Here is a 24,623-nt window from a genome sequence, read left to right as displayed (position 1 = left end):
GACGTCATGAAGCCACAGTTTCATCTGCCATTGACCACGCATCCAGAAGCGAGTTCGTTTGCGATAATCGAGAACGCCATCCAGTTTTCGTTGCATCAGGGTGCCGACCTTGTCGCCAGCCTCGCTGCCGCGCGACGCCATCGTCACGAAGTGGCCGAGACATATTCAGACGACGACGAGTTCCAGGCCGATCGCTTTGATCGGGATGTCGCAGCACAGCTCGTCAGGCATTTGCGAGAGCGGGCCGAACGGGTTGGTCTCGACGTGAGGCTTGTCCCCACTGATGCCGAGGCGATGTCGGCGACGATAAGGCTCGCCGAACTTGCTCGCGCCTACGACGTTACGATCCTGGAAAACACCGAGCTGGCGAGGCCGATCATAGAAAGTCTCGTCTTTGACAGTGGTCGCCCGCTGCTTCTCATCCCGTCGGGGGACTTCTACGGTCGCATCGACAATATCGCGATCGCGTGGGATGGGAGTGCAACGGCGGCCCGCGCGGTTTCCAGCGCGTATCCGATGATCCAATCGGCGACAAAAATGACAGTGATACACGTGTGCGCTGCAGCTCCGCGGAGCGAGGTTTTTCTTGATCGCTACGTGGAGGCTCTGAAGCATTCAGGGCTCGACGTCGCGTTGGCTGCCGTGCACAGTGACGGAGAAGCCGTCACCACCGTCATCCAGGACATCGCCATTGAGGGCCATGCCGATCTTCTTGTCGCAGGTGCCTATGGGCATTCCAAACTGCACGAAACCCTCGTCGGCGGAGTGACACGCGGCCTGCTCGACAATCTCCGTATTCCGACCCTGCTTTCTCACTAGACAAGGGCTCGAAGCGCATTCAGAACCACCGCAATGTCGATCGCCTCCTGAATGAGCGCGCCTTGAACCGGGGGCAAAAGTCCGGCTCCGGCGAATGCCATCGCGACAGTAGACAGGCCAATACCAACTGCCACGCTCTGGAGTGCAATTCGCCGCGACCGACGGGCAACCTCCAACGCAGCCACTATGCCGCTCAAACCGCTTTTGAGCAGCACCAGGTCCGCAGCCTCGGCCGCGGCGGCCAGATTGCCGCGGGCGACCGCCAGTCCGACGTCTGCTGCGGCCAGTGCCGGAGCGTCATTGACGCCGTCGCCCACCATCATCACGCTGCCCAGCGCCTTCGTCCTTAAAACGATTTCGACCTTGTCTGCCGCGCTGAGATCTGCCTCGACGGCGTCCATTCCAAGACGGTCGGCGATTGCTTTTGCGACCTCGAGCCGATCGCCGCTTGCGAGCGAAATATGCTTTATGCCGAGCGTGCGGAGATCTTCGATTGCCCGAACGGCATCCCCTCTCAGAGGGTCTTCGAAACGTATTGCCCCGAACACCCTGTCATCCACACACACGAGCGCACTGGCCGAGGCGTCGGCAACCGACATTTGCGGCTCGATGCCCTTTGCTCTGACGAAGGCAGGCCCTCCGACAAGAACACGACGCCCATCGACCATCGCCTCGACACCCTCGCCCGCCACCTCGGCTGCCCGTACGGGCTTGCTGAGCAAAAGGCGCCGACTTTGCGCTTCCTTGACGATGGCCCGGCCCAATGGGTGTGCCGATGCCAGTTCCGCTGATCCCGCCAGACGCAGCAGCGCGTCCGGGTCGTCAGTGCCGAGAACGTCAGAGACCGTCGGTTGCCCGATCGTCAGGGTTCCAGTCTTGTCGAAGACGATGGTATCGATCTTCGACAAGGCTTCGAGCACAGCTGCGCCCTTGATCAGGATTCCTCTGCGGGCCGCCTTCGATATCCCCGCTACCAAAGCCACAGGAACGGCCAGGATGAGGGGACAGGGCGTCGCGACGACGAGGACCGCCAGGAGCCTGACGCTGTCTCCCGATGCCGCCACTGCAGCCGCAGCAACGAGGAGGGTAAGCCCAAGAAACCAAAGCCCCATACGGTCGGCTACTCTGAACATCGGCGCCTTGGATTGCTTGGCCTGCTCGACCAGCCGCAGGACATGCGCATAGGTGCTGTCCTTGGCCGCCTTCGATGCGATCAGATCGAACGCGTCGCCGGCGTTCGATGCGCCGCTCAGGACCACCTCGCCCTGCAAAACCCGGGCAGGCAGCGGCTCCCCCGTCAGTGCGGACTGGTCGAGGACGGCCGTGCGCCCATCCACGGTTCCATCGACGGGAACGACATCGCCACGCCGAATGAGGAGGCGGTCTCCGGGTGAGATCGCATCAATGGGCACCTCTATGAACTCGCCGTCGCTAATACGCAGCGCACTGCGGGGCACTCGGGAAAGAAGCTCAGTCATCCCGCTTTCGGCACGACGATGCGCATAGAATTCGAGAAAGTGGCCCCCGGCATACATGACCGAAACGATCGCGCCAGCGAGGTATTGGCCGAACCATAGCGCCGTGGCCATGGCCAAGGCGGCAATGAGATCAAGTCCGAACTCTTTGCGTCGAAGCTTTGAGGCAATTTCGACGAGGAGACAAGACAGCACCAGGAGGATGCCCGAAACGAGAAGAACGTTCGCAGTCGACCAACCGCCCAGCAGTGCAAGAAATAGACCGCTTACCAGAAATGCGAGAGCCAAACAGAAGAGGATAAGGGGCCAGTGCCGTCCGACAAGGAGCTTCGCACGCCCTGCGAATAAAGCCGGTTTCAAAGTTGATGTGGCTTCGAAGGATTGCATGGCGCGCGTCCTCCTTGAAAGCTGCGCTGCTGGAACTGCCTGTCATAGACCGAGTGGACTTTCAGCGACGTTTTAAAAAAAAGGCGCTCAGCGCACCAACCGCTCTTGCCATGGGCCTCGGCCGTCCCCGGATTTCAGTCCATCTTTTCCAGTCGCGCCCAGTGTGCCATTTCTCCAGAAAAAGCAGATCCAGCTTTCCCGCGCGATTGTCGCGCGACGGGACTGGCCGGGGCGATCGGCATGCCGGTCGCCGGCGTAACCTTGCAGAACATTTGCATGAGCATGTTCATGACGAGCGCGACGCGCCCATCGCAGATAGAATAGTAGACTTGGCGCGACTGGCGGCGGGTTAAGACAAGGCCTGCCTGGCGAAGTTCGGCAAGTTGCTGCGAAAGCGCCGGCTGCTTGAAACCCAACTCCTCCTGGATTTCACCGACGGCGCGCTCTCTTTGCGCGATGTAGCAAAGGAGCGTCAGCCGACTTGGGGTGCTGAACAGGCGCATGAAGTCGGCGGCCTCGACGGCCTTCTCCTGCATTTCTTCAAAAGGGAGAGGGTGACCACTCATCCGCGACGCTCCCGATAGTACCAGGAACCGCCTTCGCACGGTTCGCAGGCGTCCTCCATTGAAGCCGCAGCCGGCTCAAGCAGCGCGTCCCCATGTCTCCACCCTTCCGGAGTAAGAGCCGCTTCCCTTTCGGATGTCTGCAATGCTTCGACCAGACGAAGCAGTTCGCCAACCGATCTGCCCACGTTCATCGGATACCAAACGATGGCGCGAATGACACCTTCCGGATCGATCACGTAAGTCGCGCGCACCGTTCCGCTGTTCTCGGCAGAATTGTCCAACATCCCGTAGGCTTTCGCGATCACCATCGCCGAATCTTCGATCAGAGGGAACGGCACCTTGACGCTGAAGCTCCGTTCGATGTCACGCAGCCAGGCGACATGAGCATAAAGGCTGTCGACCGAAAGACCAAGGAGATCGCAGTTCAGTTTGGAAAAGCTATCATGGGCGCGAGCGAACGCGATGAACTCGCTGGTGCACACCGAGGTAAAGTCGGCCGGGTGAGAGAAGAACAACAGCCATCGTCCCCGGTAGCTCGAAAGGGACACTTCCCCGGCAGTCGAGCGGGCGACAAAACCAGGTGCCCTGTCGTTGATCCGCAAGGCCGCTGGCGCGGCCTCCAAATTTTCAGTCGTCGCGTTCATTTCCACCCCTGTCGACCGGCAGCACAGCCACGCTGGCATGTGTAGCAATACATACTTGCATATTTAATGTAAATATGTATATGTGCAAAAAAACTGCAAGGGAGAACCACATGCCCGGCCCGGCTATAGACACCCACCTTTCACATGCGTCCTGGATCGTCCGGCAAGCGCTTGAGGATCATTCCAAGCGGCCCGCAGTTCGCTCGTTCTTCGATCCCGCGACATTCACCGTCAGCCATGTCGTTCGCGATCAGAACTCGAAGGCCTGCGCCATCGTCGACAGCGTGCTCGACTTCGACCCGACATCCGGGCAAACGACGAACCCATCTGCTCGCGCCCTTATAGATTACGTAAAATCCGAAAGTCTGGAAGTTCTATGGCTTCTCGAGACGCATGCGCATGCCGACCACCTGTCGGCGGCGCCACTGCTGCAGGCCGAACTCGGCGGTCAGCTCGCGATCGGGCGTGAGATCGTTCGCGTCCAGGAGGTGTTCGGCAAGATCTTCAATGCCGGCACGGAGTTTCAAAGAGACGGCAGCCAGTTCGACCAACTCTTCCAGGACGGCGACCGCTTCAAGATCGGCACCCTGGATGCGACGGTTCTTCACGTTCCCGGCCACACGCCCGCTTGTCTCGCCTACGTCGTCGGCGACGCCGTCTTTCCCGGCGACACCCTGTTCATGCCCGACTATGGGACGGCGCGCTGCGACTTTCCGGGCGGTGACGCGCGCACGCTCTACCGATCGATCAAGCGCCTGACCCGGCTCCCCGACGAGGCACGCATGTTCATGTGCCATGACTACAAGGCGGCAGGTCGCGATCACTTCGCCTGGGAGACGACCGTCGGCGCCGAACGCAAGGGCAACATCCACGTGCATGAGGGGGTCAGCGAGGACGCCTTCGCCAAGATGCGAAACGATCGCGACGCCACTCTGGCGATGCCGAAGCTGATCCTCCCCTCGGTGCAGGTGAACATGCGCGCGGGCAAGCTACCGCCCGCCGAGGACAATGGCATCCATTACCTGAAGATTCCAATCAACGCACTGTAGGCGCACATGTCACACCTGAACTACATCTGGCCGCTTTCCGGCGGTCTTCTGATCGGCCTGTCAGCAGCACTTTACCTGCTGCTTGACGGTCGCATCGCCGGTATCTCCGGCTTGACCGCCTCCGCCCTCGGATGGACGGGTGCGGGCATCAGCCCGCTCGGCATCGGTTTCATTGGCGGGATCGCCGGCGGAGCGGCAATCGCGTTCACCTATTTCAGGCATGCCGAGTTGACGATTATATCGTCGCCGATGCTTCTCATTGCAGGCGGCCTGCTCGTCGGCTTCGGCACACGACTGGGCTCGGGCTGTACCAGCGGCCACGGCGTCTGCGGTCTGGCAAGACTGTCGCCGCGTTCGATCGTTGCCACAGCGACCTTCATGGTCGTTGCGGCAGCGACTGTCTACGTGATGCGCCATGTGATCGGAGGCTTGTGATGGCCAACCGCATCCTTGCTTCGATCCTCTGCGGCGTTCTCTTCGGTATTGGGCTCGTCGTATCGGATATGGTCAACCCGGCCCGCGTGCTCGCCTTTCTCGACGTCGCCGGAGACTGGGATCCGTCTCTCGCCTTCGTCATGGGCGGCGCGTTGGTCCCGTCGTCGGCAGCCTATGCGATCAAGCGATATCGGCAACGCCCGGCCTTTGATACTGAATTTCATGTTCCGACCAGCCGCTCCATAGATGCCAGCCTCGTCGTCGGCGCGGTTCTCTTCGGCCTGGGCTGGGGCCTCGTCGGTCTTTGCCCCGGCCCGGCGATCGCATCACTCGTCACCGGCCGTTGGGAGGCTGTCCTGTTCGCCGTGGCCATGATTGCAGGCATGTTCGTCTACCGCATAGCAAAATCCTGGCAAACCGCGCCGCTTCGGCTTCATTGAGCATAAGGGGCCGCCCGGCGGCTTGCGTCCATCCATGTACCTCGATCCAATGCAATATGTTCTGGGGGCCGCTTCCGGCGGCCTTGTCGGCTTGACGCTCGGGATGTTCGGCGGTGGCGGCTCGATCCTTGCCGTTCCCCTGATGGTCTATTTTGTCGGCGTTCCAAGCCCACACCTGGCAATCGGCACGAGCGCCTTTGCCGTGGCCGCCAATGCGTTCGCAAACCTCCTCGGCCATGCGCGGCTCGGCAATGTCAAATGGCGATGCGCGGGCGTCTACAGTGTCGCGGGCATCGCAGGTGCCTTCATCGGCTCGACCGTGGGCAAGATGATCGACGGACAGAAGCTGCTTGTATTCTTCGCACTTCTGATGCTCGTCGTCGGCTTCCTGATGCTTAGCAAGCGCACGGCGGAAGGCGACCCAGGAGCGCAATGCTCACGAGGCAACGTGCACAAGGTGGTCGGTTTTGGCGGACTGACGGGTGTCTTCTCCGGCTTCTTCGGTATCGGTGGTGGCTTTCTCATCGTTCCGGGTCTGATCGCCTCGACCGGAATGCCGATTCTCTTTGCGATCGGATCATCACTCGTCGCCGTCACTGCATTCGGGTTGACGACTGCGCTCAACTACGCCCTATCCGGATATGTAGACTGGTTGCTCGCAGCCGCCTTCATCGCCGGCGGCGTGGTCGGAGGATGGCTTGGTGCCAACCTCGCCCGCCATCTTTCAGCCCGCAAAGGGCTTTTGAACAGCCTGTTTGCCACCCTGATCTTCGTCGTTGCCGGCTACATGCTTTACCGAAGCCTCGCTCAGACGTTGACTGCCTGATGTCGGCGACGAGGTCGAACCTGGCCTGTCGGTCGAGTTCAAACCTCGCTGGCCTGGCCATTGCCGCGCGCAGGCTACCGACCGGTGCCGCACTGGCGCAAAGCGGCGAAACGTCGTTCGGTGGATCGTCCGCATCGGACAGGAAACCGACAGCTTTGCAGCCTTATCGATGTCCCTGTCGCCCGCAACGGGTGCTAACAGAGGATATTGTTCATGACGCTGAAACTGATCGCCGCTATCGCTATTGCATCCGCAACGCCCGCCCTTGCACTCGCAAGCCCGAGCTGCACCGTTGAACCGAAGTCCAAATGGATGTCCGAAGAAGCCATGAAGGCGAAGATCGACACCATGGGCTACAAGGTCAAGACGTTCGAGGTCACGGGCAACTGCTACGAAATCTACGGCAAGGACAAAGACGGCAATCGCGCCGAGGTCTATTTCAACCCCGTTTCTGGTGCCATTGTCCAGAAGGGTGACTGAGATGACGATGGTCTCATCGAAGAAGGAGGGCTTAGCGCCCTCCGACACTGCAAAGCGCACGATCAAGGTGTGGGATCCTGTTGTGCGCTTGTTTCACTGGACGGTGGCTGCGGCATGCATGCTCAATCTCTTCGTGCTTGAGGAGGGAAAGTACTGGCATCGCGTCACTGGATACGTCGTGGTCACCGCCATCGCCGTCCGCGTCGTCTGGGGTTTTATCGGCACGAAACACTCCCGCTTCAATGATTTCCTGCCGACGCCTTCGAAGGTGATGGATCAGATCCTGGATATCCTCAATCGCAACGAAAAGCGCTACATTGGCCACAACCCGTTGGCTTCGGTCATGATGCTGGGCCTGATGGCCTTGCTGGCGGCAACGGCGCTGACGGGCTGGATGACGACGCTCGACGCCTTCTGGGGACAAAAGTGGCTGGAGGAATTGCACGGCGCAATCGCCAACAGCATCATGGTCCTCGCTTTCGTCCATGCCGGTGTTGCCGTCATCGAAAGTTGGAGACACAGGGAAAATCTGGTCTGGTCGATGGTTACGGGTCGCAAGAAGGCATGAGGATTCTGCTGATCGAGGACAGCTCGCGGCTTCGCGACCTGCTTTGCGAAGCCATCAGGAGCGTCGGTTGGAAAATCGACGCCTTCGAAAGCGCGCAGGAAGGACGTTTCGCGCTTAAGGGCGCGCACTACGATCTTCTCCTTCTTGATCTCGGCCTGCCCGATGAGGACGGAATCGATGTTCTAAAATCACTGCGAAGTGCAAAGGTTGCAATTCCCGTTCTCGTGCTGACGGCGCGCGGTGCGATCGACGAGCGTATCGTTGGCCTCGATGCAGGCGCAGATGACTACCTTGCCAAGCCCTTCCACAATGGCGAACTGATCGCGCGTATTCGTGCCCTCATGCGGCGTGCTCCCCTCACGGCGATGCCGACATTAGAGTACGCAGACCTCCACCTTGAGATCGCGTCGCGACGCGTAACGTGCGCCGGCGCCGAAATCGCGCTCGCCCCCTCGGAGAAGGACCTGCTCGAACTTCTGATGCGCAATGGCGGCAAGGTGGTCTCCAAGATCAAGATTGAGCATGCATTTTCAGAATTCGGCGACGAAAGAAGCAGCAATGCGGTCGAGCTGGCGATCTCGAGGCTACGCAAGAAGCTCGAAGGGCATCCGACCGGCGCTTCGATCGAAACCGTCCGAGGCGTTGGCTACATGATGCGAGAGGAAGGCGCGTGAGCTCCTCACATCCTACACTCGGTGCAATCCTGACCAGACGGATTGCGTTTTTTGCAGTGCTCGCAATGATCCTGCAACTCGTCGTGATATTCTCCAACTATTATTGGAACGTCGGTGAGCTATCGCGTCTGTTTGTTGAGCAGGAAACCGAGCGCCTGGCCTCCGGTATAAGCGTGGAGGACAAAAACGTCCGCTATCAGCTTCCTGATAGCGTCAGGCAGCGCTATCAGGAGCGAGCATCCGGATACGTCGCGAGGATACGTGATGCGGCTGGCGCACTTGTGTTTTCGTCCTGCGACGACGCCTGCGAGAGCCGGTTTCTTCCAGCCGATGTCAATCCGCCGGATTTTTGGCTGAGGTCGCTGCGGCCGGGAAAGCCGTTGGCCCTTGTTGGTGGCCGTGCGTTCGCGGTTGGAAACCGACGGTTCGTCGTCGACGTCGCAACAATCGACGACCCTCAAAATGTAGTCTCCTCCGTCTTCTGGAACGAAGTCATCGAACATATGCTGGTGCCGATGAGCATCCTGCTTGTCCTGGTTCTCGGCGCCACCCTGCTCTCGGTGCGACAGGCATTGAAGCCGGTGCGTGCCGCAGCCGATGCAGCTGATGACCTTGATCCGATGGATGCACGGTCGCACCTGAATTTCGACGGGATGCCGCGCGAGGTCGCCCATCTCGCCATTGCCGTCAATCGCGCTTTCGAGCGCGTTGGCGAACTGATGACGTCACAGAAGGTTCTTACATCCGGCATAGCTCACGAAATCCGTACGCCACTTGCAGCCATAAAGCTCGAACTGGGAAACATCGACCATCCGCGTGCCCGCAAAGCGGAAGATGATCTGGATGACCTCGTACGCTTCGTCGCGGAACTAACGACGCTCGCCCGACTAGACAGCTTCGACCATGGTATCTTCGAGGCGGTCGACCTCGTCGCGCTTTCGGCCTCCGTTGTCGAGCAACTCGCACCATGGGTCTATGAGAACCGCCACTCCCTGGAGTTCAGTCCTCAAGTCGAATCCGCCCTCGTCCAGGGGGCGCCGGCGCTAATGAAGGACGCCTTGCGTAATCTCGTCGAAAACGCCGTACATCATACGCCGGCAGGCACCGGTATTCTTGTGTCCGTCAGCAGCAATATCGTTCGTGTGGAGGATCGGCATCCAGGTGGTCTGCGGCGGGACACCAGAGCGCCCGGCGGCAGTGACAACCTTGGCATCGGTTTGAAGATCGTCCGGCGGATAGCTGAATTGCATCGGGCTTCATTTCGCCAGTCCACCTCCAAGATGGGGCACGTCTTCGAGATCGTTTTTTCCGATCGACAGCCGAAACCCATGTCGCTGCGCCCTTAAGGCATGGCGACGGCCAGGATGAGAGGGAAAGACACCTGCCCGGCGACACGCGTCAGCACGCCGAAAAAGTCATGCGCGCCGATGGCGGATTCTGGCGGGGTCGCCAACTTGGGCACGGCCCGAGCCGGTCATGACGATCGCTCCCCGTTTGACGCGAGAACGCTTCAAAGGCCGGGGCCGTAGAAGGCTCTAGCGGTCGCTATTGCCCTATCGGACCGAACAGCCTGTTATGCGGTATTGCGAATCGACTTTCAAATTCGGGGGGCCCAATTGTATCGCCGCAGTCTTATTGCCATTTTAGCGCTCGCTCTTACCGCTTGCACCACAGCCACCATTGATCCGCAGAAGAAGGCCTCCATGGGCGCTGTCTATGTGGCGCCTGTGCAATTGTCCAAAGCCACTGTCTTCGGGCCAAGCGTAGGTGAGGTAAATGCAAGTTCTGGGAAAGTGCCCACCACTGTGTCAGAAGCGACATCTCGACTTCAGCGGGTCGTAGATTCGCGTGCAAACCTGCCCGAGCTCATCGGGGAGCAAGCCAGGCAAGATCTCATTGCCAAGGGATATCGCGTAGCAGACGCGGCATCAAGCGCCTCCGCCGAGCTGAAGATCAACGTGTACCACGCATTGAGCGTTCCAGTGGGCGCCAATGATGGGCGAGGGATTGCAATGACCGTCAGCGCCGAGATGGTTCGCTCATCGGATGACAAGCGGTTGATGTTCGCCGGCGAGAGCCAAATCAGGGATTCTGAAAAGAAGGGAGTTCGCATGGCACCCTACGCCGAATGGTTCACCAATGATGATTTACTCGTCGACCAGTACCGCTTGGTTGCGCGGCTACTGACAGCTCAGGCCCTTGCGGGCCTATAGGGATGTAAGAACGCGTTGGTGGCGATGTCCCGTCGAGGATATCTTCGAATGGGCACCTCTCCTACCCTTCTCGACTGCGGGTGCCGTCCAGCGTGGTCCCTCGCATCGGGCGAACGATCGGATCGACACCAATCACCAGGCTCTGCCCCCGCGAACCCATTTTATGGATGACAGCCGCGCGCTTCTCTGCGACAAGAAGCCGAAGAGAGACAGGGGCGCCTTCCGAACGGCAGGCTGAGAAGCACCCTTTGAACCTGAACCGGATAATGCCGGCGGAGGGAGTCGCTCGGGACCTCCCGCTTCCCGCGTCTGTCCCTCGCGCCTTTCTTCCCGGTCGAAAGGCACACAATGCTTGACCAAACCTCACCGGGAACCTTGCTGAGCGAATTACGAAAGCAACCGCCGCTCGTCCACTGCATCACCAACTTCGTTGCCATGAACATCGCAGCCAACGTGCTTCTGGCGACGGGCGCTTCTCCCGCCATGGTGCATGCGCAAGAAGAGGCGGGTGAATTCGCCGCAATCGCCGGCGCGCTGACAGTCAACATCGGCACACTGTCGTCGGGCTGGCTTGGCGGTATGGAGGCGGCCGCTGTCGCGGCCCGTCAGTCCGGAAGACCATGGGTTCTCGATCCGGTCGCCCATTATGCCACGAGTTTTCGTCGTACGGCCGTGGGTCGGCTGCTGGAGCTCGGCCCCGCCGTCATTCGCGGCAACGCCTCCGAAATCATCGCGCTTGCCGGCGGCGCAAGCCGCGGTCAGGGCGTCGATAGCCGTGACGGTGTCGAACAGGCCGAAGAATCCGCCCGGCTGCTTGCCAGGGCGCATGGAGCGACCGTTGCAGTGACAGGCGTCGTTGACTTTGTCACAGACGGCGAACGGGCGGCGCGCATCGAGGGCGGCTCGGCATTGATGCCTCAGGTGACCGCGCTCGGCTGTTCTTTGACCTGCCTTGTGGGAGCTTTCACAGCAGTTCGCCCGGATGCGCCTTTCGCAGCAGCGGTTGCGGCGCTTGCGACCTTTGCTGTCGCCGGCGAGATGGCAGCCGGCAAGGCAAACGGCCCCGGCTCGTTTTCACCAGCGTTCCTCGACGCGCTCGCAGCGCTCGACGCCTCCCTGCTTGATCGCGATGCCAAAGTGTTTGCCGCATGAAACACCTCGATCTTTCTCTCTACCTCGTCCTCGACCCCGACCTTTGTGCCGCCTTCGGGATGGTGGAGACTGCACGTGCCGCGGTCGCCGGCGGGGCAAAAATAGTGCAGTTGCGCGACAAGCGTGCGGACACCGCCCGCATGATCGACACCGGGCGGGCACTCCGGGCGGTTTTGTCTGGCAGTGGCGCGCGGCTTATCGTCAATGACGACGTGGAGGCGGCGATCGCAATCGGTGCCGACGGCCTGCATATCGGACAGGAGGATATCGATACGCCGACTGCCCGGGCACGGATTGGGCCGGACATGATCCTCGGGCTCTCGGTCGAGACCGAGGCGCTGGCCGCGGCGGTCGATCCGGACATCGTGGACTATGCCGGTATCGGCCCGGTATTTGCGACGCCGACGAAAGCGGACCACAAGGAGCCGATCGGTTTTGCCGGGCTTGCTCGCCTGGTGCGGATCTGTCCCGTTGCCTCAGTCGCGATCGGCGGCCTTAAGGCCGCCCATGTCGGGGATGTCTTTGCGGCCGGCGCTGACGGTCTTGCCGTCGTCTCGGCGATCTGCGGCACGCCTGACCCGGAGGCTGCGACCCGTGACATCGCCAGAAACATCAAGAAGGTTTACGGATGATCCGCAATGTTCTCTCCATAGCCGGTTCCGATCCGTCGGGTGGGGCCGGAATCCAGGCCGACTTGAAGGCATTCTCTGCCCGCAGCGTCTACGGCATGGCAGCCTTAACCGCGCTGACGGCGCAAAATACGCAGGGTGTGTCTGGTGTTCATCTGGTTCCCGCCGCCTTCGTTGCCGACCAGATCAGAGCGGTCTTTGCCGATGTGCGCATTGACGCAATCAAGATCGGCATGATTGCCAATGCAGAGATCGCCGATGCGGTGGCCGATGCGATCGAGCCTCACAAGGGTATACCGATCGTCCTTGATCCCGTCATGGTGGCCAAGGGTGGCGCTGCCCTCCTCGATCTGTCTGCGGTCGAAGTCCTTAAAGGGCGCCTGCTGCCGCTGGCGACACTGCTCACACCCAATCTGCCGGAAGCCGCAGCACTCCTGCATGGAGCGACGGCTGAGACGCGCGCGGAAATGGCGGATCAGGCGCAAAGCCTGCGGGCGCTCGGCCCCGAGGCCGTGCTGGTCAAAGGCGGCCATCTGTCTGGCCATGAGAGCCCGGACGTCCTCGCGACCACCGCAGGGCTGTGCTGGTTCGAGGCGGAGCGGATACCAACGGCGAACACGCATGGCACGGGCTGCACACTGTCGAGCGCGCTTGCAGCCGAACTTGCAAAGGGTGCCGCGCTGCCCAAGGCGGTGGCGGATGCAAAGGCCTACCTTGCCGAAGCCGTGGCGCATGCAAACACGCTGAGTGTCGGCTCCGGTCATGGGCCGGTCCAGCATTTTTTTGAATTCTGGCCGATGGCGCCCAACGGAACCGAAAAACGGCGGTAACAACCAATGGGGGCTATCCTTTGTGCGCCCCGGAGGGATGATCCCGGAGCCTTCCTTGTGCAATCGCGCATGCGAACATTATAAAAAAAGCTCAGCGTCTCCCGAGGAACCTTTCCCAGCGAGAACGCGCCTTGGCAATACGATTGATCGCAAGTAGCGCTTTGCGGAAGAGACAATCGGCCCGTTGGGACCAGCAACGCTTGATCGAGCCCTGCGAAAAAACTGGCGCGTTGAAAGCTGACTGAAAGCTCGGGCTGCTAATCCTTTTTCCACGCACCGGGCAAATATGCGTTTGGAGAGCGTTGCGCCGGTGCCATACGCAACAGGGAGGAATTCATGCGTTTTCATCGCAGCTTCGTGCGCGCTTTTTCCATGTCTGCTCTGGCCATTGCCGGGCTTTTCGCTACAACCTCGCTTGCCGGCGCATCCGAAAAGATCACTATCATGGTCGGCGGCTATGAAAAGCAGATCTATCTGCCGGCCAAGCTCACCGAAGCACTGGGTTACTTCAAGGATGAAGGGCTCGATGTCGAATTGCTCAACGAGGCCGCTGGCGTTGATGCCGAAAACCAGCTTCTCGCCGGGGCGGTCCAGGGTGTGGTTGGCTTTTATGACCACTGCGTCGACCTTCAGGCCAAGGGCAAGTTCGTCCAGTCTGTTGTCCAGTTCAGCCAGGCGCCCGGCGAAGTGGAAGTCGTTTCCAACAAATATCCCGACGTGAAAGGCCTTGCCGACCTCAAGGGCAAGAATCTGGGCGTGACGGGGCTCGGCTCCTCGACAAACTTCCTGACCCTCTACATGGCATCCAAGGCCGGCCTTTCCGGCGGCGACATTGTCACCGTGCCGGCTGGCGCCGGGGCGACCTTCATCGCCGCCATGCAGCAGGACCAGATCCAGGCGGGCATGACGACCGAGCCCACCATCTCGCGTCTCGTGAAGACTGGCGACGCTCGCGTCCTCGTCGATTTGCGTACCGTCGATACCACGCGCGCAGCGCTCGGGGGTACCTACCCCGCCGCCTCGCTGTACATGGAGACGGCCTGGGTGGATGAGCACAAGGAAGAAGTGCAGAAGCTTGCCAACGCCTTCGTCAAGACCCTGAAATTCATCAATACCCATTCCGCCGCCGAGATCGCCGAGAAGATGCCGAAGGATTTCTACGTCGGTGACAAGGATGGATACGTAAAGGCGCTCGAAGCGGGCAAGGGCATGTTTACGGCCGACGGCGTGATGCCGCAAGACGGTCCGAAGACGGTCCTCGCCGTGCTCTCGGAGTTTTCCAAGAACGTCAAGGGCAAGCAGATCGACCTGTCCAAGACCTATACGAGCGAATTCGTGAAGAACGCCCAATAGCCAATCCTCCCGACCGCTCCCGCCTCCGGGCGGGGGCGGGTTCTCCGGAGATATCGTCTGCGAGCGCAAACAGCGCCGCCGAAAGGATAACCCATGTCCAAAAATCAGGGCCGAGAGCCGGCCATCGAGCTCATCAATGTCACCCGGCGCTTCGTCTCCCCGACCGGCAAGACGCTGACGGCGCTCAGGGACTTCAACATGACGGTGGAACGGGGCGAATTCGTCGCGGTGGTCGGTCCGACCGGCTGCGGCAAGTCCACCACCTTGAACCTCGTCACTGGTCTGGCCAAGCCCTCTGCCGGCGAAGTGCGACTGATGGGTGGTCCCGTGAAGGGCATAGACCCCCGTGTCGGATTCGCATTCCAGAAGGATGCGCTCTTTCCCTGGAAGAACGTCATCGACAATGTCATGGCCGGTCCCCTCTTCCGCGGCCGGTCGCGGGCCGATGCAGAGACGGCCGCCAAAGACTGGCTCGCCCGCGTGGGGCTGTCGAAATTCCTGCATCACTACCCGCACCAGCTTTCGGGCGGCATGCGCAAGCGCGTGGCACTTGCGCAGACCTTCATCAACGAGCCGGAAATCCTTTTGATGGACGAGCCATTTTCCGCGCTCGACGTGCAGACCCGCACCGTCATGCACGAGGAACTGCTGAAGCTCTGGGCGGAACGCAAGGCGTCGGTGGTCTTCGTCACCCATGACCTCGAAGAAGCCGTGGCGCTCGCCGACAAGGTCTATGTGCTGACAGCCGGACCGGCGACGGTGAAATCGGTCTACCACATCGACCTGCCGCGTCCCCGCGTCGTTTCGGAAATCCGTTACGAGCACGCATTCATCGACTACTGCAAAACCATCTGGGACGACCTGCGCCAGGAGGTCGAGACCAGCTATCGCCGCGCCAGCGAAGCGGCGTGAGAAAGGATAAGGCCATGACGGACATTACCATGGAGACGGGCACCACTTCCTTCCGTCCGGGCACGTCGGACAAGGAGATCGAGGCCGCCGCACTGAAAGCGATCAAGCGCCGCAAGCACACGGTCTTCTTCTGGCAAATCACGATCCTTGTCGCAGCCCTCGGGCTTTGGGAGCTCTCTTCCGATTTCGGCTGGATCGACCCCTTCTTCTACTCAAGTCCCTCCGGGGTCGCCCAACGCCTCTATGAGTGGGCGACGGAAGGCACCACGGAGGGGTCTCTCTGGTATCACCTCGGGGTGACGATGGAAGAGGCGCTGATCGGCTTCTTTACCGGCTCGATCGCCGGTGTCGTGGTCGGCGTCGGGCTTGGACGCAACCCGATGCTCTCGGATATTTTCTCGGTCTACATCAAGGCGATCAATTCGATACCGCGCGTCGTTCTCGCTCCCATCTTCATCATGATCATGGGTCTCGGTCTGGCCTCCAAGGTGGCACTCGCCTTCGTGATGGTGTTCTTCGTGGTCTTCGCCAACGCCTTCCAGGGCGTGCGTGAAGCCGACCGCGACATGATCGCCAATGCCCGCATCCTCGGCGCGTCGGACTGGCAAGTCACCCGCACTGTGGTTATCCCCTCGGCGATGAGCTGGATCTTCGCCAGCCTGCATGTGTCCTTCGGCTTCGCGATCATTGGTGCGATCGTCGGCGAGTTCGTCGGCGCCCGCTTCGGCATCGGTCAGCTGATCTCGATCGCCAAGGGTACCTTCGACGCCGCAGGCATGTTCGCCGCCATCGTTCTGGTGATGGTCGTGACGCTTGCGGCAGAATCTGTGATGACGCTCGTCGAGAACCGGCTTGCCAAGTGGCGCCCGCAACAAAGTCTCGAGACACATTGAACCGATCGCTGATCGAACCACTGTCGAGGGGGCCAAAAGCCCCCTCGTTGCTACGACGCCAACGGCAAACGAACCGTCACGGCAAGCCCACCGCTTGGCGATGTCGCGAGATCGATGGAACCGCCGGCACCGTCCACGACCTCACTGACGATGGCAAGCCCGAGCCCGCTGCCCTCGGCCTGGGTTCCGATAATGCGATAGAAGCGTTCGAAAACCTGGTCACGTTCGTTTTCGGGGATACCGGGACCGGAATCGTCGACTGTTAGCAAGACATGCGCTTCATCATGCGCTACGCTGACAGTGATTTCGCCGGGCGCCGGCGTGTAGCGCAACGCGTTATCGACGAGATTGACGACCATCTCGCGCAGCATCGTTTCGTCGCCCACGACCGGGGCCTGACCGTCCGCCTCAAGACCGATGTCGATGCCGCGTCTGAGTGCCTCCTCCGCATGAGCCTCGAGCACCTTCCGCGCCACCTCAGCCATGTCGATCCGTTCGGCGCGCGGCGCGCGACTGCCCGGCTCGGCGCGCGTCAGGGTAAGAAGCTGTTCGGCCAGGCGAGATACCTGCCGGGTGCTGCGCGTAAGCGCCTGCAGTGCCTCGTGGCGGCGGGTCGGGTTGCTTTCACGCGCCGCGACACTGGCCTGCGTCGCAAGCAGTGTCAAAGGTGTCCTGAGCTGATGCGCGGCATTGGCGACGAAGCGGCGCTGCGCGCCCATCTGCTTCTGTACCCTGCCCATGTAATCATTGAGAGCGTGCACAAGCGGTTGCAGCTCTGTCTGGACGCTTGCCGGATCGAAGGGTTCAAGTCGTTCGCGCCGGCTTGCCAGAACCGCATCGCGCAGCCTCAGCACGGGCGCAAGCAGGCGCCGCAGACCAAGCACGGTGACAAGGCCGGCGGCCACGACCAGCGCCACCTGATTGGTGAAATCGGACATCCAGAGGCTCCGCCTCAGCGCGCCCTCACTGTTCAGCGTCACCGCCACGGTCACCGTCGCGACGCCGTCATTGCCAAGGCCGACGACCGGATGATCGATCGCCATCGCCCTGATATCGAGGTCGCGAAACCGCATATCCTGGCCGGTGACGAGCTTTTCAGGCTGCGCAAGCGCCGGGTCACCGGCAACGAGATTTCCCCAGGGGGTCGTCACCCGATAATAGACGCGGTCGCCATAGCCGGTACCGAAGATCTCGAGGGCAGCCGGGGGAATGTCGACCGTGATCGTGCCGCCTGGATCGACGCGCACCGCTTCGGCGATCATGCGCGCCGAACCCAGCAGCATATTGTCGGTGACGATATTTGCGGTGAAGACGGCACGGCGTTGGCTGACATAGAGGTTGAGGCAGAGAACGCAGACGAGCGTTACGGTTACCCACGCCAATAGCTGGGCACGAAGGCTGTCGCGAAGGCGCGCAAAGAGAGCTGCAACGCGCGGCCACGGCTGAAAAACCGTCATCTCAAAGCGCCCTCAGCATATATCCCAGGCCTCGGAGCGTCGCGATCTGGACAGTTCCGCCTTCGAGCTTCTTGCGCACGCGGTGCACATAGATCTCGATGGCGCTCGGATCCGTCTCGGCGTCGAAACCGAAGACACTCTCCAGAAGCGCTGCCTTGGTCACCGTAGTCCCGGCTTTCAGGATCAAATATTCCAGAACGGAATGTTCGCGCGGCGTAAGCTGCAAGGGCTCGCCCTTCAGGCTGAATTGCCGAGTGGCGCTGTTGAGCACGAGATCGCCTACGGCAATTGCCGGATTCGCCAGGTCATGCCCTCGCCGGATCAGGGCGCGCAGCCGCGCTTCCAGTTCGGCAAGTTCGAATGGTTTGGCAAGATAATCATCGGCGCCCGTGTCGAGGCCCGCTACACGCCCGTCAAGCGAGGCATTGGCCGTCAGGATAATCACGGGCGTCTTGTTGCCAGCACGGCGAATGCGTTTAAGCAGCGTCATGCCGTCGACCTTCGGCAGGGAAAGATCGAGGATGACAGCCGCGTAGCTCGCGATGGCGAGCAAATGCTCGGCCTCCTCGCCGTCATGCGCCGCATCGACGGTATAGCGTGCCTGCTCAAGCGCTCTCGCCAGCCAATCTGCGAGCTCGTGATTGTCCTCAACGATTAACAGTCTCATTTGCCTCCACCCTTCACACCAAGGAAGACTAGGAAGAAAGTCGTGCAAATGCAATTGGTTGAGGTCGATAGTTATAGCGATCTATCGGATACCATGTGATAGATCAGCAGATTAGCGCAGGAAAATCCCCGGGTCGAGAACGGCCGGATAAGCGATTTGGCGCGGAGATCTTGCGGTAACGGTCTTCAGGATTGGCGATACCGCCGACGAAGCCGGACATCGTATTGTTTCGCATAATAGTGACCGCAACGCAAAGACAGCCATCGAAACGCAAACGACTCCCGCCATTCGGCTTTGCCGCTCATTCTCCCTTTTCCTGTCTTGCTTCAACGGCTGGGGCAGCCCACCATGATCGACGCGACCGACATCCCCGGACCGCTCGGGTCACGCGCGGTCCCGGTTGAGTAGAAGGATAGTTGCGATGCACAACGATTGGACCGCCCAAAGTTGGTACGAGGTGGGCAAGAAGCAAGGCGTACGCGCCGGCAGGCTCGGCGGAGAGGTACAGCGCCGCCAATACGACTTCGATGACGGGGAGGAGAACGCCGAATGGATCGACGGGGTCCTGGAGGGCGTCCTGTCCGTTGGCGCCAGGATCGCCGCGGTCACCCGTGTTCAGGACCTCATGAAAGGGTCGAAGGGCGGGCTCATTCAGGTGATCAAAGTGGAGCGTCGATAGACTTCTTCGTTTGCGAATGCCCAAGCTCCTGTCGACCGCAGCCAGGAGGGCGCAAACCGCAGGCAATACGAACAGGGTGCAGCAATAACGCGCTCAGAAGTGCGAACGGGCTGACGTCATTCGTTCGCCATTATCGTGGTCGATTCCGCCCAGGGGAATCTCCTCGCAGCATGAACTCAATGTAGGAAAACAAGAATGTTCGACTATATTAGAATTAGATTACCATGCCCGTTTCCGGTCAAACAAAGGTCAGCTCGCGAAAAAATGGCACTATCGGTATTTTGCGTACAACTACTCCGGTAACGTTCGAGGTGGTGAAGCATGGCAAGCATCTCGACAACATCAGATTTTCTCTCCGAGCTCGTTCGCGCCGTCGATCAAATCCACCTGCTGACGCCCGACGAGCGAAAAGAGCTGGTTGCTCGCGGTATCGCGAGCATTCACGAACTGCGGCTCACGCTTGATGAAAGCGGCACGGATACGCCCATGACATCTCGCGCACTGAGCGAAGTGGAGACATTGATTTCCGGGATGGACGATACGCCAAACGAGGTCGTCGCCGCTGCATTCATGGTTTTGTGCGACGAGATCAATACGCTCCTGAAAATTTGCGAAACGCCATCTGGGACCAAAGGGAGGGATCAGTGATCTCATCTCGGCACGGCTTTCGTTGCCGCGATTGCGGTCTTGACGCGAGCCTACGCCGGGACCAGCAAATGGCCCGACGGACGAGAACCATACTTGCGAAGCCGGTGGACCGTGGGCCTGGAAGGCGAATGAGTACCAGGTTGCACAGACATTTTAAAAGGACATGCCGGCTGCGGATCGCAACTGGCCCCAGCACCGCGTTCGCTACTTGCTGGATCTTCGTGTCTCCACCGATACAACACGACGATGCCGGGGCGCGACATGGGCGCAATTGAAACCGGCGTGGATGGAGGGCTTGCCTCGAACGACCAGCGAAACGTCACGTTGGCCGGACAACGACATCGCTGCCAGCTGCGCTCCAACGCTTAAGATATCAAGACTAAGGCACGCGCAGGCCGTTTAGTGATCATTGAAGGCAGTATCTGCCTGTTGCAGAACGACAACGGGCGCTGGCTGTGGCCTGATGTTGACGAGAATTCGATGTGACCACACATGAGATAGGCCTAAGAAGATAGGCTCTCTCAGTTCGTGAAAGGATTGCCATCATGCACGGCTCCAGAGCTTCCTTTTCCGTTTGCTTCGCCTTCGCCACTTTACTGGCAACGATGGCGTCCGCCCAGATGCCGCAGCAGCAGCCCGGTTCGAAATCCTTCAAACTCGGCTCATTCGACATTGTTGCCCTGCATGATGCACAGTTCGTCAGGCCGAACGACAACAAGATATTCGGTGTCGGTCGCAGCCCTGAAGACGTCGCAGACGTCCTAAAGGCGGCGAGCGCGCCTACGGACACGATAACGCTCAGCGTCGACGCGCTGCTGGTGAAGCAGCCGAAGCGGTTGATCCTCATCGACACAGGTGTTGGCGGCGCGCTCCAACAGTCGCTCGCTCAGGCAGGCTTCAAGCCGGAAGACGTCACCGACGTGCTGATCACACACTCCCATCCCGACCACGTAGGTGGTCTCGTCAAGGACGGCAAGCTGGCCTTCCCCAAAGCAACCATCCGCATCTCGTCACCCGAATGGGCCTTTGCCAAGAAGGACGATGAGCTCGCCGAAGTCGTCAAGGCAATTGCCGGGCAGGTGAAGACCTTCAAGCCCGGCGCAAAGGTTATCACCGGAATTACCTCGGTCGGGTTGAAGGGACACACGCCCGGCCATGTCGGCTACGAGTTGGTTTCCGGCAAAGAGAAACTGTTCGATATCGGCGACACCGTGCACAGCTCGATCATTTCGCTTGCCCGGCCCGATTGGCCGCTCGGGTTCGACAACGACGCCGTCATCGGTGAGGAAACTCGCATTGAGACCCTGAAGAAGCTTGCCGCATCGCAGGAACTGATCTTCGCGCCTCACTTCCCGTTCCCCGGTGTCGGCCACATTCAGTCCGATGGCGATCACTTCAAGTGGGTTCCGGCATCGTGAGATGGGCACGTGCTGTCACTTCGCCATTGCCTCATCGCGAACGGCCGCCTCGCCTTCGGCTGAAGCGCAGTCTCATCCTCGGGGCTCGCGTCAAGACTTGACCGCACCCGCAGTCAACCCGGCGATGATATGCTTCTGCGCCAGGAAAAACACGATGATCGTCGGCATGATGGTCAGCGTGATGAAGGCGAGCACCAACTGCCAGGCTGTGCCGAACTCGCCCCGGTAGACCATGATGCCGAGCGGCCAGGGATACATCGTCTCCGAGTTCAGCATGATCAAAGGCAGAATGTAGCTGTTCCAACTGCCGACGAAGGAGATGATGCTGACCGTTGCGATGATCGGCCGCGAGAGCGGCAGCGAGATGTGCCAGAAAAACCGGATGTAGCCACAGCCGTCGACGATTGCGGCCTGGAACAATTCTTCCGGAAGGTTGCGAAAATAGTTTCGGAACAAGAGAATGCTCATGCCGAGCCCAAAGGAGACCTGGGGCAAGACCACGCCCCAGTAGGAATTCAACAACCCAAGGTCACGGATCCGGATGAACAAAGGCAGGATGGCGGTCGCGGCCGGAAACATCAGGCCGATCAGGAAATAGTTCAATAGGAAGCCAGCACCGAAGAACTTCACGTGTGCGAAGGTGAAGGCGGCCATGGCCGAGACCGAAACTGTCAGGCAGACTGTCAACGTCGCGATGATCAGCGAATTCGTCATCTGCCGCCAGTAGCGGTCACCGAAGAGAATGTCGGTATAGTTCTCCGGGTGCCATGCGGCAGGCAGCCCAAAGGGGTTGGTGCGCAGATCGCCGAGATCCTTGAAGCCGCCAAGCGCCGTCGTCAGCAATGGCACGAGCACAATTGCGGCAATGATCGTCAGCGAGACGTAGAGGTAGATCTTTGTGCCGGCAGCAATCCGGGCGGTTGAGGCCATATCAGTCATTGCGCATGAATATCCGTTTGTAGCCGAAGGCGAGCGTCACGCAGATGACGAACAGGACGACGCCTACGGCGCTGCCGAGGCCAACCTGCATGCGCGTAACGCCGAAGTTGAACAGGAAGGTGACCATGGTCTGTGTCGCGTTGAAGGGCCCGCCGCCAGTCAGCGGCATGATGAGGTCGAAGAGCTGCAGTGAGCCAACGACTGCGAAGAAGACGGACAGGCGGACCGTCGAGCCGAGAAGCGGCAGGGTGATGTAGCGGAACCGCTGCCAACCGCTCGCGCCGTCGATTTCGGCAGCCTCCAGCACGCTCTTGTCGAGCGACTGCAGTCCCGCGATGAACAACATCATATGGAAGCCGAAATACTTCCAGACGACAACTGCCAGGACCGCATAGATTGCCAGGTCCTTATCGGCCAGAACATAGGGGGTTTCGACGCCAATGAGGTGGGCAGCCGAGGCAAACAAACCATAGTCGCCGTCATAGACGAAGCGCCATATGAGGCCCGCTGCAACCTCGGCCAAGACGTAGGGCAGGAAGAAGATCAGGCGGAAGACGACGACGCCCGCAATCCGGTGGGCGAGCATCATCGCCAGCCAGATGGCGAGCGGTATCTGGATCAGGATCGAAATGACGATGATCAGGGCATTGTTTTTCAGCGCGGTCAGGAAGGCGCTGTTCTTGAACAGCACCTCGAAGTTCCGCATTCCGACGAACTGCGTCGGTAAACCGTACCCGTCCCATTTATAGAGACTGTACCAGGCAGCCTCGCCCATCGGCAGGATGACGAAAATCGTAAACAGCAGCACTGCTGGCGGCAGGAACAGAAGCAGGACCGGCAGACGCCGCGCCAGGCTGGGATCCTTGCTGCGCACCGACGATCTGACGGTCGGGCGCGGACGCACAAGGCTTGTGGCGCTGATGGTGGTCATGAAGGCCGATCCCCTTTACCCGGATTGAGGGTGGCGCGGGGACTTGCTCCGCGCCGCGATAGTCTTGATCAGAGCTGATCCTGCTCGAAGGCTTCCTGGATCTGCTGAGCGCCGTCGGCGGGGCTCATTTGACCCGATACGATGGCAACCGAGACGTCGTTGACCACGCGACCGACGGACGGGCCGAGATCCTGATCGAAGAAGTTCTGATGCCACGTCGAATGCGCAAGCTGTTCGGCGGCCTGATGCATCAAGGGATTGGTCACCCCGTCCTGCGCACCGGCGGCAACCGGGATGAGCATGCCTGCCCTGGCCATCTCGCGCTCGTTTTCGGCATTTGTCAGATAGGCAAGGAAATCAAGCGTTTCTGGCGGGGCCTTCTTTGTCACAGCCCAGCCATTCAGGCCGCCGAGCGTGTCGGTTACAGCCCCCGCGCCGCCGGCAACGGCGGGGAAAGCGAAACGGCCGATATTGTCGGGATCGAGGCCTTTGCCGTCGCCGGAATTTGTGCGTTGGTTGGCAGCGGTGTTTTCGAAACCGAGGATCATCGCGGCCTTGCCGTCACCGAAGACGCCGAGCGCCTGTGGCCAGGTGGCACCAAGGTAGCCCGGCTGGAACGGTTCTAGCTTGCCGAGTTCGGCGAGTTGTTCGCCAGCCTTGATGATGGCTGGATCGTTGAAGCCCTCGCCCTGCCCGTTCTTGGCCGCATCGAAGACCTTCTGGCCGCCGTCGCGCATGACGAGGTAGCTCCAGTAGAAATGGATTGGCCATTTTTCGCCACCCCCGCCTGCAATCGGTACGATGCCGGCATCCTTGAGCTTTTTGACGGCGGCGAGGTAATCGTCCCATGATTTGATCGAGGCTGCGTCGACGCCGGCCTTCGCAAACATCTTTTTGTTATAGAAGAAGGAAACCGTACCCATCTTGTAGGGAACAGCACCGATCTTGCCGTCGAAGGTCAGCCCGTTGATCGAGGCCGGATTGTAGCTCTTCAGCCAGGCGCCATCCTTGGCCTTCATGGCTTCGGTCAAGTCCATCAGCGTGCCGGTGGCAAGCTGCTGCTTCAGGACGCCGCCGCCCCAGCTGAAAAACAGGTCCGGGGCATCACTCGATTGCAACAGCGTCGGAAGCTTCGCCTTGAAGGCTTCGTTTTCCAGAAACTGCATTTCGATCTTCACGCCAGGATGCTCAGCCTCGTACTTGACAGCGATCTTCTTCCAGACCGCCAGATAGTTCGGGTCGATTTCAAGATGCAGCCACTTCACGGTGGTCTCTGCTGCGGCACTTCCCGCAGCAATCAGGAGTGCCAGCCCGGTGGCCGCCGAGCGGGCAATGAAACGGCTGCGAAGCAAGGCTTTCGCCTTCAAATGGTCAAACATGATTTCTCCTCCAGGAAGGGCAAAAATCGTCCTCTTCAATTTTTCCCTTATGCGGATTAAATCATCGGGAGGTTTTGGAGAATGTCAACTCCCCTCCCGGAATTTAGCAATTTTGGCTTGACAGACGGGGTCACCGACGCGCTATTTAATTCGTATACCG

At 60.2% G+C, this 24,623-nt stretch carries 27 protein-coding genes and 1 riboswitch; of the genes, 19 read left to right on the top strand and 8 right to left on the bottom strand.

What is annotated here, in order from left to right; translation table 11 throughout:
* The first annotated feature begins 6 nt into the window (after nucleotides 1-6).
* Nucleotides 7-819, top strand: coding sequence for a universal stress protein (locus tag NBG89_RS25320; RefSeq protein ID WP_431323080.1), 813 nt, complete (start codon nucleotides 7-9; stop codon nucleotides 817-819).
* On the opposite strand, the gene NBG89_RS25315 is transcribed toward NBG89_RS25320, so the two are convergent.
* From NBG89_RS25315 to NBG89_RS25305, 3 genes are all read right to left on the bottom strand, one after another.
* Nucleotides 816-2,681 (bottom strand): heavy metal translocating P-type ATPase, encoded by a 1,866-nt coding sequence (locus tag NBG89_RS25315; protein WP_431323079.1) that lies wholly within the window; start codon nucleotides 2,679-2,681, stop codon nucleotides 816-818. The two genes, NBG89_RS25320 and NBG89_RS25315, sit on opposite strands and share 4 nt — an antisense overlap.
* Before the next feature lie 134 nt (nucleotides 2,682-2,815).
* Nucleotides 2,816-3,247 carry an ArsR/SmtB family transcription factor gene (locus NBG89_RS25310; RefSeq protein WP_431323078.1) on the bottom strand — a complete coding sequence of 144 codons (432 nt, stop codon included), beginning with the start codon at nucleotides 3,245-3,247 and terminating at the stop codon, nucleotides 2,816-2,818.
* The gene (locus NBG89_RS25305; RefSeq protein ID WP_431323077.1) at nucleotides 3,244-3,891 is read right to left on the bottom strand and encodes a peroxiredoxin; all 648 of its coding nucleotides are present in this window, start codon (nucleotides 3,889-3,891) and stop codon (nucleotides 3,244-3,246) included. The genes NBG89_RS25310 and NBG89_RS25305 overlap by 4 nt, the downstream gene beginning before the upstream one ends.
* Nucleotides 3,892-4,001: 110 nt before the next feature.
* Between NBG89_RS25305 and NBG89_RS25300 the strand changes: the two genes are divergently transcribed.
* From NBG89_RS25300 to NBG89_RS25230, 15 genes are all read left to right on the top strand, one after another.
* A complete protein-coding gene (locus tag NBG89_RS25300; protein WP_431323076.1) occupies nucleotides 4,002-4,940 on the top strand; it encodes an MBL fold metallo-hydrolase in 939 nt (312 codons plus the stop codon).
* Nucleotides 4,941-4,946: 6 nt separating this feature from the next.
* Nucleotides 4,947-5,375, top strand: a complete 429-nt coding sequence (locus tag NBG89_RS25295; RefSeq protein WP_431323075.1) for a YeeE/YedE family protein — start codon at nucleotides 4,947-4,949, stop codon at nucleotides 5,373-5,375.
* Complete coding sequence (locus tag NBG89_RS25290; RefSeq protein WP_431323074.1) at nucleotides 5,375-5,815, top strand: DUF6691 family protein; 441 nt, start codon at nucleotides 5,375-5,377, stop codon at nucleotides 5,813-5,815. Before NBG89_RS25295 ends, NBG89_RS25290 begins: the two co-directional genes overlap by 1 nt.
* Before the next feature lie 34 nt (nucleotides 5,816-5,849).
* Nucleotides 5,850-6,641: a sulfite exporter TauE/SafE family protein gene (locus tag NBG89_RS25285; RefSeq protein ID WP_431323073.1), complete on the top strand. Its 792-nt coding sequence runs from the start codon at nucleotides 5,850-5,852 to the stop codon at nucleotides 6,639-6,641.
* Between the two features lie 213 nt (nucleotides 6,642-6,854).
* Nucleotides 6,855-7,121, top strand: coding sequence for a PepSY domain-containing protein (locus tag NBG89_RS25280; RefSeq protein WP_431323072.1), 267 nt, complete (start codon nucleotides 6,855-6,857; stop codon nucleotides 7,119-7,121).
* 1 nt (nucleotide 7,122) lies between these two features.
* Nucleotides 7,123-7,689: a cytochrome b/b6 domain-containing protein gene (locus NBG89_RS25275; RefSeq protein ID WP_431323071.1), complete on the top strand. Its 567-nt coding sequence runs from the start codon at nucleotides 7,123-7,125 to the stop codon at nucleotides 7,687-7,689.
* Nucleotides 7,686-8,363 (top strand): response regulator transcription factor, encoded by a 678-nt coding sequence (locus NBG89_RS25270; protein ID WP_431323070.1) that lies wholly within the window; start codon nucleotides 7,686-7,688, stop codon nucleotides 8,361-8,363. Before NBG89_RS25275 ends, NBG89_RS25270 begins: the two co-directional genes overlap by 4 nt.
* Nucleotides 8,360-9,709 carry a sensor histidine kinase gene (locus NBG89_RS25265; RefSeq protein WP_431323069.1) on the top strand — a complete coding sequence of 450 codons (1,350 nt, stop codon included), beginning with the start codon at nucleotides 8,360-8,362 and terminating at the stop codon, nucleotides 9,707-9,709. Before NBG89_RS25270 ends, NBG89_RS25265 begins: the two co-directional genes overlap by 4 nt.
* Nucleotides 9,710-9,979: 270 nt before the next feature.
* Nucleotides 9,980-10,576: a hypothetical protein gene (locus NBG89_RS25260; RefSeq protein WP_431323068.1), complete on the top strand. Its 597-nt coding sequence runs from the start codon at nucleotides 9,980-9,982 to the stop codon at nucleotides 10,574-10,576.
* 201 nt (nucleotides 10,577-10,777) lie between these two features.
* Nucleotides 10,778-10,874, top strand: a riboswitch (TPP riboswitch).
* 50 nt (nucleotides 10,875-10,924) lie between these two features.
* Nucleotides 10,925-11,728, top strand: coding sequence for a hydroxyethylthiazole kinase (thiM, locus tag NBG89_RS25255; RefSeq protein ID WP_431323067.1), 804 nt, complete (start codon nucleotides 10,925-10,927; stop codon nucleotides 11,726-11,728).
* The gene (gene thiE, locus NBG89_RS25250; protein WP_431323066.1) at nucleotides 11,725-12,360 is read left to right on the top strand and encodes a thiamine phosphate synthase; all 636 of its coding nucleotides are present in this window, start codon (nucleotides 11,725-11,727) and stop codon (nucleotides 12,358-12,360) included. The genes thiM and thiE overlap by 4 nt, the downstream gene beginning before the upstream one ends.
* Nucleotides 12,357-13,187, top strand: coding sequence for a bifunctional hydroxymethylpyrimidine kinase/phosphomethylpyrimidine kinase (thiD, locus tag NBG89_RS25245; protein WP_431323065.1), 831 nt, complete (start codon nucleotides 12,357-12,359; stop codon nucleotides 13,185-13,187). Before thiE ends, thiD begins: the two co-directional genes overlap by 4 nt.
* A gap of 336 nt (nucleotides 13,188-13,523) precedes the next feature.
* The gene (locus tag NBG89_RS25240; RefSeq protein WP_431323064.1) at nucleotides 13,524-14,540 is read left to right on the top strand and encodes an ABC transporter substrate-binding protein; all 1,017 of its coding nucleotides are present in this window, start codon (nucleotides 13,524-13,526) and stop codon (nucleotides 14,538-14,540) included.
* A 93-nt stretch (nucleotides 14,541-14,633) separates the two neighbouring features.
* Complete coding sequence (locus NBG89_RS25235; RefSeq protein WP_431323063.1) at nucleotides 14,634-15,452, top strand: ABC transporter ATP-binding protein; 819 nt, start codon at nucleotides 14,634-14,636, stop codon at nucleotides 15,450-15,452.
* A 14-nt stretch (nucleotides 15,453-15,466) separates the two neighbouring features.
* The gene (locus NBG89_RS25230) at nucleotides 15,467-16,345 is read left to right on the top strand and encodes an ABC transporter permease (protein ID WP_431323062.1); all 879 of its coding nucleotides are present in this window, start codon (nucleotides 15,467-15,469) and stop codon (nucleotides 16,343-16,345) included.
* A gap of 50 nt (nucleotides 16,346-16,395) precedes the next feature.
* Here the strand turns inward: NBG89_RS25230 and NBG89_RS25225 are convergent, their stop codons facing one another.
* Both NBG89_RS25225 and NBG89_RS25220 read right to left on the bottom strand, forming a co-directional pair.
* Nucleotides 16,396-17,802, bottom strand: a complete 1,407-nt coding sequence (locus tag NBG89_RS25225; protein WP_431323061.1) for a sensor histidine kinase — start codon at nucleotides 17,800-17,802, stop codon at nucleotides 16,396-16,398.
* Between the two features lies 1 nt (nucleotide 17,803).
* Nucleotides 17,804-18,469: a response regulator gene (locus tag NBG89_RS25220; RefSeq protein ID WP_431323060.1), complete on the bottom strand. Its 666-nt coding sequence runs from the start codon at nucleotides 18,467-18,469 to the stop codon at nucleotides 17,804-17,806.
* A 421-nt stretch (nucleotides 18,470-18,890) separates the two neighbouring features.
* On the opposite strand from NBG89_RS25220, the gene NBG89_RS25215 reads away from it, so the two are divergent.
* The 3 genes from NBG89_RS25215 to NBG89_RS25205 all read left to right on the top strand — a co-directional run bounded on the left by NBG89_RS25215 (nucleotide 18,891) and on the right by NBG89_RS25205 (nucleotide 21,214).
* Complete coding sequence (locus tag NBG89_RS25215) at nucleotides 18,891-19,148, top strand: hypothetical protein (RefSeq protein WP_431323059.1); 258 nt, start codon at nucleotides 18,891-18,893, stop codon at nucleotides 19,146-19,148.
* Nucleotides 19,149-19,469: 321 nt separating this feature from the next.
* A complete protein-coding gene (locus NBG89_RS25210) occupies nucleotides 19,470-19,796 on the top strand; it encodes a hypothetical protein (RefSeq protein WP_431323058.1) in 327 nt (108 codons plus the stop codon).
* Between the two features lie 545 nt (nucleotides 19,797-20,341).
* Entirely contained in the window at nucleotides 20,342-21,214 is an 873-nt protein-coding gene (locus NBG89_RS25205; RefSeq protein ID WP_431323057.1) for an MBL fold metallo-hydrolase, read from the top strand.
* Between the two features lie 90 nt (nucleotides 21,215-21,304).
* On the opposite strand, the gene NBG89_RS25200 is transcribed toward NBG89_RS25205, so the two are convergent.
* The 3 genes from NBG89_RS25200 to NBG89_RS25190 form a co-directional block, all read right to left on the bottom strand.
* Nucleotides 21,305-22,153 (bottom strand): carbohydrate ABC transporter permease, encoded by an 849-nt coding sequence (locus NBG89_RS25200; protein WP_431323056.1) that lies wholly within the window; start codon nucleotides 22,151-22,153, stop codon nucleotides 21,305-21,307.
* Complete coding sequence (locus NBG89_RS25195; protein WP_431323055.1) at nucleotides 22,146-23,084, bottom strand: carbohydrate ABC transporter permease; 939 nt, start codon at nucleotides 23,082-23,084, stop codon at nucleotides 22,146-22,148. Before NBG89_RS25195 ends, NBG89_RS25200 begins: the two co-directional genes overlap by 8 nt.
* Before the next feature lie 68 nt (nucleotides 23,085-23,152).
* Nucleotides 23,153-24,463, bottom strand: a complete 1,311-nt coding sequence (locus tag NBG89_RS25190; protein WP_431323054.1) for an ABC transporter substrate-binding protein — start codon at nucleotides 24,461-24,463, stop codon at nucleotides 23,153-23,155.
* Nucleotides 24,464-24,623 lie beyond the last annotated feature (160 nt).

Source organism: Rhizobium sp. YTU87027, assembly GCF_050644135.1.
Classification (GTDB): domain Bacteria; phylum Pseudomonadota; class Alphaproteobacteria; order Rhizobiales; family Rhizobiaceae; genus Rhizobium.
The sequence above is the reverse complement of the archived record's forward strand: the minus strand, read 5'-3'. Positions and strand labels throughout refer to the sequence as shown.

Excerpts from the sequence above, each read along its gene's own strand:
- NBG89_RS25225 (WP_431323061.1), bottom strand. The coding sequence starts at position 17,802 with ATGACGGTTTTTCAGCCGTGGCCGCGCGTTGCAGCTCTCTTTGCGCGC.
- NBG89_RS25270 (WP_431323070.1), top strand. The coding sequence starts at position 7,686 with ATGAGGATTCTGCTGATCGAGGACAGCTCGCGGCTTCGCGACCTGCTT.
- NBG89_RS25240 (WP_431323064.1), top strand. The coding sequence starts at position 13,524 with ATGCGTTTTCATCGCAGCTTCGTGCGCGCTTTTTCCATGTCTGCTCTG.
- thiD (WP_431323065.1), top strand. The coding sequence starts at position 12,357 with ATGATCCGCAATGTTCTCTCCATAGCCGGTTCCGATCCGTCGGGTGGG.
- NBG89_RS25305 (WP_431323077.1), bottom strand. The coding sequence starts at position 3,891 with ATGAACGCGACGACTGAAAATTTGGAGGCCGCGCCAGCGGCCTTGCGG.
- NBG89_RS25230 (WP_431323062.1), top strand. The coding sequence starts at position 15,467 with ATGACGGACATTACCATGGAGACGGGCACCACTTCCTTCCGTCCGGGC.
- NBG89_RS25310 (WP_431323078.1), bottom strand. The coding sequence starts at position 3,247 with ATGAGTGGTCACCCTCTCCCTTTTGAAGAAATGCAGGAGAAGGCCGTC.
- NBG89_RS25200 (WP_431323056.1), bottom strand. The coding sequence starts at position 22,153 with ATGACTGATATGGCCTCAACCGCCCGGATTGCTGCCGGCACAAAGATC.
- NBG89_RS25195 (WP_431323055.1), bottom strand. The coding sequence starts at position 23,084 with ATGACCACCATCAGCGCCACAAGCCTTGTGCGTCCGCGCCCGACCGTC.
- NBG89_RS25285 (WP_431323073.1), top strand. The coding sequence starts at position 5,850 with ATGTACCTCGATCCAATGCAATATGTTCTGGGGGCCGCTTCCGGCGGC.
- NBG89_RS25215 (WP_431323059.1), top strand. The coding sequence starts at position 18,891 with ATGCACAACGATTGGACCGCCCAAAGTTGGTACGAGGTGGGCAAGAAG.
- NBG89_RS25275 (WP_431323071.1), top strand. The coding sequence starts at position 7,123 with ATGACGATGGTCTCATCGAAGAAGGAGGGCTTAGCGCCCTCCGACACT.
- NBG89_RS25295 (WP_431323075.1), top strand. The coding sequence starts at position 4,947 with ATGTCACACCTGAACTACATCTGGCCGCTTTCCGGCGGTCTTCTGATC.
- NBG89_RS25190 (WP_431323054.1), bottom strand. The coding sequence starts at position 24,463 with ATGTTTGACCATTTGAAGGCGAAAGCCTTGCTTCGCAGCCGTTTCATT.
- NBG89_RS25315 (WP_431323079.1), bottom strand. The coding sequence starts at position 2,681 with ATGCAATCCTTCGAAGCCACATCAACTTTGAAACCGGCTTTATTCGCA.
- thiE (WP_431323066.1), top strand. The coding sequence starts at position 11,725 with ATGAAACACCTCGATCTTTCTCTCTACCTCGTCCTCGACCCCGACCTT.
- NBG89_RS25300 (WP_431323076.1), top strand. The coding sequence starts at position 4,002 with ATGCCCGGCCCGGCTATAGACACCCACCTTTCACATGCGTCCTGGATC.
- thiM (WP_431323067.1), top strand. The coding sequence starts at position 10,925 with ATGCTTGACCAAACCTCACCGGGAACCTTGCTGAGCGAATTACGAAAG.
- NBG89_RS25235 (WP_431323063.1), top strand. The coding sequence starts at position 14,634 with ATGTCCAAAAATCAGGGCCGAGAGCCGGCCATCGAGCTCATCAATGTC.
- NBG89_RS25220 (WP_431323060.1), bottom strand. The coding sequence starts at position 18,469 with ATGAGACTGTTAATCGTTGAGGACAATCACGAGCTCGCAGATTGGCTG.
- NBG89_RS25280 (WP_431323072.1), top strand. The coding sequence starts at position 6,855 with ATGACGCTGAAACTGATCGCCGCTATCGCTATTGCATCCGCAACGCCC.
- NBG89_RS25210 (WP_431323058.1), top strand. The coding sequence starts at position 19,470 with ATGGCAAGCATCTCGACAACATCAGATTTTCTCTCCGAGCTCGTTCGC.
- NBG89_RS25320 (WP_431323080.1), top strand. The coding sequence starts at position 7 with ATGAAGCCACAGTTTCATCTGCCATTGACCACGCATCCAGAAGCGAGT.
- NBG89_RS25290 (WP_431323074.1), top strand. The coding sequence starts at position 5,375 with ATGGCCAACCGCATCCTTGCTTCGATCCTCTGCGGCGTTCTCTTCGGT.
- NBG89_RS25205 (WP_431323057.1), top strand. The coding sequence starts at position 20,342 with ATGCACGGCTCCAGAGCTTCCTTTTCCGTTTGCTTCGCCTTCGCCACT.